This is a genomic window from Candidatus Thermoplasmatota archaeon (genome assembly GCA_022848865.1).
Classification (GTDB): Archaea; Thermoplasmatota; Thermoplasmata; order RBG-16-68-12; family JAGMCJ01; genus JAGMCJ01.
Genome location: JAJISE010000073.1, coordinates 1 through 4,753 on the forward strand (window position 1 = coordinate 1; position 4,753 = coordinate 4,753).

5 protein-coding genes are annotated in these 4,753 nt (G+C 58.2%); 2 read left to right on the forward strand and 3 right to left on the reverse strand.

Annotated elements, in window-relative coordinates:
* Positions 1 to 316: hypothetical protein (locus tag LN415_09435; protein ID MCJ2557306.1), on the reverse strand; the 316-nt coding region annotated here is incomplete at its 3' end.
* An 84-nt stretch (positions 317 to 400) separates the two neighbouring features.
* On the opposite strand from LN415_09435, the gene LN415_09440 reads away from it, so the two are divergent.
* Together LN415_09440 and LN415_09445 are read left to right on the forward strand one after the other, a co-directional pair.
* On the forward strand, positions 401 to 1,093 hold the full coding sequence (locus LN415_09440; GenBank protein MCJ2557307.1) for an endonuclease III: 693 nt from the start codon (positions 401 to 403) through the stop codon (positions 1,091 to 1,093).
* Positions 1,083 to 2,153 carry a dipeptide epimerase gene (locus LN415_09445; GenBank protein MCJ2557308.1) on the forward strand — a complete coding sequence of 357 codons (1,071 nt, stop codon included), beginning with the start codon at positions 1,083 to 1,085 and terminating at the stop codon, positions 2,151 to 2,153. The genes LN415_09440 and LN415_09445 overlap by 11 nt, the downstream gene beginning before the upstream one ends.
* Here LN415_09445 and gyrA read toward each other — a convergent pair.
* Positions 2,085 to 4,613, reverse strand: a complete 2,529-nt coding sequence (gyrA, locus tag LN415_09450; protein ID MCJ2557309.1) for a DNA gyrase subunit A — start codon at positions 4,611 to 4,613, stop codon at positions 2,085 to 2,087. The genes LN415_09445 and gyrA overlap by 69 nt on opposite strands.
* A gap of 8 nt (positions 4,614 to 4,621) precedes the next feature.
* On the reverse strand, positions 4,622 to 4,753 hold a 132-nt coding region (locus LN415_09455; GenBank protein MCJ2557310.1), incomplete at its 5' end, for a hypothetical protein.

Sequence of the window (4,753 nt, forward strand, 5' to 3'; positions counted from 1 at the left end):
ATATGGTGTTCGCCGTCGCCGGAGCCACCAACAGCGCACTGGCCGTGCCACTGGCCCCGCAGAGCCCGACATAGGGGACACTGCCGTCCAGCTCGATGATGGGCTTCTTCCCGCTCGCGAACTCGATGGAGTTTGGATGCACTATCCTCTCCGCTTCCTTGGACATCACGGGCACGATATCGGCACCGTGCCGGATCAGCTCGCGAATGAGCTTCACGGACTCGACGGCCGCAATGCTTCCCGTTATCCCTATCACGATGGTCTCGCCTTCGAGCTTGTCGCTCTTGACGCTCCTGATAGCTTCAGAGGGGTGCACGTGTTGCGATTATTCTGCCTCCATTTATACCTTGTTGTTCAAGCATACTTTTATCATTCTGGCTTGGATAGCAATCATCATCTCATGACGAAATCAAAGGCTGGTGGGAGGATCGATGAGATGATGGGACTCCTTTCCCGCCGATATCATGTTGGAGCGTTTCCAGGGAAGGGGAAAGGGACGGCGATAAGCCGTCAGATGAGGGACCCCTACCGCGTGCTGATATCCACAATCCTCTCGCACAGGACGAAGGATGAGAACACGAACCGGGCCGCCACGAACCTCTTCGAGGTCTTCCCGACACCGGAGTCCTTGGCGGGCGCCGACGTTCACGAGATCGAGAGCCTCATCAAGCCAGCAGGTTTCTACAGGATGAAGGCGGGGAACATCAAGCGGGTCGCCTCTCTTCTCGTGAGCGAGCACGAGGGCAACGTCCCCGAGGACCTCGATTCCCTACTGAAGCTTCCAGCGGTGGGAAGGAAGACGGCGAACTGCGTCCTCGTCTACGCGTTCGGAAAGCCCGCCATCCCGGTGGACACGCACGTGCACCGGATCTCGAACAGGCTGGGCCTCGTGCGAACGAAGAACCCCGACCAGACGGAGGAATCTCTCTCGAACGTCGTTCCCGAGAGGTACTGGGTCAGGTTGAACGAGCTCTTCGTGAGGTTCGGTCAGGATGTCTGCAGGCCGATATCTCCATTCTGCTACGATTGCGAACTTGCGGGCTTGTGCGACAGCTATCCACTGGACTCGGCGAGGGGGAAGAGTGCGGATTAGAGGAATCGACTTCAGGGAAGTCCTCCTTGAGCGGGAGGAAGAGTTCATCATCGCCACGGGAACATCCAAATCGGCTCTCAACTTCGTCGCCAGGATCGAGACCGAGGACTTCTGCGGATTGGGAAGTTGCTGCCCTTCCAGCGTCACGGGCGAGACGCCCGACAGCATTCGCGAGGACCTGCGGACCCTGAGCAAGGAGCTCATCGGAGCCGAGGCGACGGAGATCCAGGCGCTCAACGAGAAGATGGCTTCCTCTCACCCAAAGAGCAACTGCGCCAGGGCATGTCTGGACATCGCCCTCTGGGATCTGATCGGGAAGGCCTCCGGCAGGCCGCTCTACGACATCCTTGGCGGGAGCAGGGACAGAATGATGACTGACATGTCGATAGGCATTACTGATTTCGACCAGACCCTGGAGAGGGCGACACAAATCATTTCTCGCGGCTTCAAGGCCATAAAGATGAAGATCGGTCTTGACATAGACGAGGACATAGCCAGACTCTTGGCGGTCAGGGAGGCGGTACCCCGTGACATCGTGCTCTCCGTTGACGCCAACCAGGGCTACTCGTACGAGAAGGCCGTTGAATTCGTCAAGAGGACTAGGGATATGGGTCTTGCGTATCTCGAGCAGCCAGTGTCCCGAAGTGACTTCGCGTCTCTGAAGAAGCTGAGCGACCTTTCTATCGTCCCGATCATGGCAGACGAGTCCTTCAAGAGCTCCCAGGAGGCCGCTTCGATGCTCGCGGGTGGGATCGTCCGCCTTCTGAACATCAAGCTTCTCAAATGCGGGGGCATAACCGAGTCACTGAAGATAGATTCCATCTGCGATGCATTCAACGCCGGCACGCAGGTCGGATGCTACTCCGAGTCCGCCCTGTCGATCGCGGCGGGTCTCCATCTGGCACTCTCCGGAAGCACGGTCGAGTTCCTGGACCTGGACTCCCATTTCACGTTCCCGAATGACTTCGCCAAGGACGCACTCGGGTTCGAATCAGGCCTTCTCATCGTCTCCGGAAGGCCGGGTCTGGGCGTCGAAGTCGATTTTGACTCCCTCGACTGACTCGGGCTCTTCGGGCTCCTCCACCTCGGCCAGCTCCTCGGTGACCAGCCTTGCCACCGCCTCCACTCTGTCCTTCCCTTTCATCCTCATCATCTTGACTCCCATGGTCGCCCTTCCCATCACCCGTATCCCGGCGACCGGGATCCTTATGGTCATCCCCTTGACGCTCGTGATTATCAGCTCGTCGTCCTCCTCGACCCTCTTGGCGCAGACAACGAGCCCGTTCCTCTTGCTCGTGACTATCGTTATCACTCCCATCGCGCCTCTCCTCGTTCTTCGATATGAGGACACCAGAGATCGCTTCCCGTATCCGTTCTCGGTGATGGTGAGCAGCACGGAGTCCTCGTCAACCACGGCGAGGCTCGCCACCCTGTCGTTCCCTCTAAGGCGGACGCCCTTGACCCCCATCGTGTATCTACCGGTCGCGCGGAATTCCTTCTCCGAGAATCTGGCCGCCTTGCCCTGCCTCGTGGCGAGCACGATCTCCTTGCCTCCGTCGGACAGGTTCACACCCACGAGGCTGTCGCCCTCCCGGAGCTTTATCGCCCATATCCCCGTGACCCTCTGGTGCCTGTAGGCTGTCAGAGCGGTCTTCTTTATCTTCCCTCTGCGGGTCGCGAAAACGAGATAGTGGGATTCGTCGTACTCCTTGATCGGGATCATTGCGCTGATGCTCTCTCCTTTTTCCAGTCTCGGGAGTAGGTTCACGATGGGCTTCCCCTTCGCGTGCCTTCCCCCTCTCGGCAGTCTCCAGGCCCTCAACCAGTGGACTCGCCCCTTGCTCGTGAAGAAGAGAATGTCATTGTGCGTGGAGGTGACGAACATGTCGACGATGTAGTCCTCCTCCTTCGTCTCCATGCCGATGAGGCCGACGCCTCCTCTCCTCTGCTTCCTGTACGTGTCGAGCGGGAGCTGCTTGATGTACCCCGTGTTGGTGATGGTCACGACGACATCCTCGACCGGTATGAGGTCCTCGATCTCGAGGTCCTGCGGGTGCGTGTCTATTTCGGTCCTCCTCTCGTCCCCGTACTTCTCCTTGAGCTCCAGAACCTCGTCCTTGATTATCTGGAGGATCCTCTCCTCCGACGCCAGGATGCTCTCCAGCTCCTCTATGGTCTTCTTGAGCTGTTCCATCTCCTTGCGGAGGTTCTCTATCTCCAGTCCCGTCAGCTTCTGGAGCCTCATCTCGAGGATGGCCTTTGCCTGGATCTCCGTCAATTCGAATTTCTCGATGAGGCCGTTCCTCGCCTCCTCCGCGTTTCTCGATTTCCTTATGAGGTGTATGACATCGTCCAGGTTGTCAATGGCCGTGATTAGGCCCTCGACGATATGCTTCCTCTCCATCGCCTTGTTCAGATCGAACTCCGTGCGCTTTCTGACTATCTCCTCCCTGAACTCGATGAAGCACTGAAGTATCTCCCTGAGCGTCAGGACCTTCGGTGCCCCGTCGACGAGAGCGATGTTTATGATTCCAAAGGTGGACTGCATCTGCGTCCTTGCGTAGAGCTGGTTCAGGATCACTTCCTCATTGGCGTCCCTCCTGAGGTCCATGACGATCCTCATTCCCTCCCTGTCGCTCTCGTCCCTCAGGTCGACGATCCCGTCGATCTGCCTGTCCCTGACCAGGTGGGCTATCTTCTCGAGGAGAGTGGACTTGTTGACCATGTACGGGATCTCGGTGACAACGATGGATCGCTTCTTCTTGACGGACTCGATCTCCACCTTTGCGCGGACACGGATGACGCCCCTTCCCATGTGATACGCTTCCACGACTCCCCTGGTCCCGTAGAGGATCCCGCCAGTGGGGAAATCCGGGCCCTTTATGACCTCGAGAAGCTCCCTCGTGTCCGCGTCGGGGTTCTCGATCAGGAGCACTATACCGTCGACCACCTCGGAGAGGTTGTGGGGGGGCATGTTCGTGGACATCCCCACGGCTATCCCGCTAGAGCCGTTGACCAGAAGGTTCGGTAGTTTCGAGGGCAGAACGGTCGGCTCCTTCAGCGAGCCGTCGAAGTTGTCGACGAAGTCCACCGTGTCCTTGTTGATGTCGGCAAGCAGCTCATCCGCTATTTTCATGAGCCTGCATTCCGTGTATCTCATCGCGGCGGCCTCGTCCCCGTCGACCGATCCGAAGTTGCCGTGACCGTCGATGATCATGTACCTCAGACTGAAGTCCTGCGCCATTCTCACGAGGGCGTCGTATATGGCCTGGTCTCCGTGCGGATGATACTTTCCAAGGGTCTCGCCAACGACCCTGGCGCATTTCTTGTGGGGCTTCGAAGAGTCCAGCCCCATATCCTTCATCGCATACAGGATCCTACGGTGAACGGGTTTCAGGCCGTCCCTGACATCGGGAAGGGCCCTTCCGACGATCACGCTCATGGCGTAGTCGATGTAGGAGCTCTCCATCTCCTGCTCTATCGGTCTCTTTGTGGTCCTGGTCTCTGCTTCCTCCTCCAATCGACCACCTACACGTCAAGATTCACGACTTCGAGGGCGTGGGCCAGTATGAACTCCCTTCTCGGCTCGACCGCGTCGCCCATCAGAATCACGAAGATGTCCTCAGCCCTGGCCGCATCCTCGATGGTCACCTGTTTCAG